Source organism: Arsenicicoccus cauae (assembly GCF_009707125.1).
Lineage (GTDB): Bacteria > Actinomycetota > Actinomycetes > Actinomycetales > Dermatophilaceae > Arsenicicoccus > Arsenicicoccus cauae.
The window spans coordinates 1-1,423 of record NZ_WLVL01000014.1 but is presented as its reverse complement, the minus strand read 5'-3'; the positions used below and the strand labels follow the sequence as shown (position 1 = coordinate 1,423).

At 67.0% G+C, this 1,423-nt stretch carries 1 protein-coding gene; it reads left to right on the top strand.

The window, feature by feature from the left end; genetic code table 11:
- The first annotated feature begins 245 nt into the window (after nt 1-245).
- Nucleotides 246-1,391 (top strand): IS110 family RNA-guided transposase, encoded by a 1,146-nt coding sequence (locus tag GGG17_RS02735; protein ID WP_154592267.1) that lies wholly within the window; start codon nt 246-248, stop codon nt 1,389-1,391.
- Nucleotides 1,392-1,423: the final 32 nt, after the last annotated feature.

Genomic DNA, 1,423 nt, shown 5'->3' with positions numbered 1-1,423 from the left:
GACTGCGAGCATCGTGTCTGCGCCACCACCTGGGGTCTGACCCTTGCTTATGACCGGCCCTGCGGGTGCCCTCGCGTTGACGTGTCGGCCCTGGGTGGTGGCGTTCACCAGGCTGCTGGCCGGGTGGGCAGTGACCTGATAGGAGCCTGACTCGACCAGGGCCTCATCGCAGTCCTGTCCGCCCACTCCGGCCAGCTGAGCCATGGACAGCCCGCCGGAAAATGCGAGAGAGGATCCACAGCCCGATGCCCAGCATGCAGCTTCGCCGCGACGATGTCATCGTCGGCGTCGACACCCACAAGGACAACCATGTCGCGGTCGCGATCGACGGCCTTGGTGGTCGACTCGGCGACATCATCGTGCCCACCACCATCGCCGGGTTCGAGGAACTCCTCGCGTTCTGCCTGGCGTTCGCCGGGCCCGCCGGACGCCTGATCGGGTTCGGCGTCGAGGGCACCGGCTCCTACGGCGTCGGCCTGGCTCGCTACCTGCGCAACCATGGCCACGACGTCCACGAGATCGCCCGGCCCGCACGGGCGGTGGAACGCCGACTCGCAGGAAAGAACGACACCATCGACGCCGAGCACGCCGCCCGCCAACTTCTCGCCGGGCACGGGCTGTCGACACCCAAGACTGCCGACGGCTCAGTCGAGACGATCAGGCTGGTCAAGATCGCCTACGACGGTGCCGTTCAAGCCCGGACCACCGCGATCATCACGCTCAAGGCGACTCTTGCGACCGGGAGCGAAGCGCTGCGCGCGGAGCTGGAGAAGCTCACCGACCACAAGCTGATCACCGCGTGCGCGGCTCTGGAAGGCCCCGCCCCTCTGCCACCCGTCCGACGTGGAGCGCCCGCTGTTGTCGTACCCAGCGATCCCGATCTGGCGATGCGGCACGTGCTCTCATCAATGGCGAAGCGTTGGCTGGCGTTGCACGAGGAGGCCAAGGCGCACGCCGCGTCGCTGAAGGCCCTCACCGCGGCCGCGACGCCTCATCTAGTCGAGGCTGTCGGCGTCGGCTACGACACCGCGGCGCAGATGCTGATCACTGCCGGCGACAACGCCAATCGGATCAAGTCCGAGGCCGCGTTCGCCAAGATGTGCGGTGCCTGTCCGATCCCGGCCGGGTCTGGCAAGACCAACAGCCGACACCGTCTGTATCGCGGCGGGAATCGCCAGGCCAACGCAGCGCTGTATCGGGTGGTCATCGTGCGCATGCGTTGGCACCAGCCGACCATCGACTACGTAGCCCGCCGTACCGCCGAGGGCATGTCGAAGCGGGAGATCATCCGGTGCCTGAAGCGCTACCTCGCTCGCGAGCTCTTCCGACTTCTGCCAGCACCGGACGCCGTCGCCAACCCCGTCCAAGGAGAACTCGAAATCGCGGCCTGATCGACTTGACGATCTATAGGAGCATCAACGCG

Coding starts and splice junctions, on each gene's coding strand:
- GGG17_RS02735 (WP_154592267.1), top strand. CDS start 246: ATGCCCAGCATGCAGCTTCGCCGCGACGATGTCATCGTCGGCGTCGAC.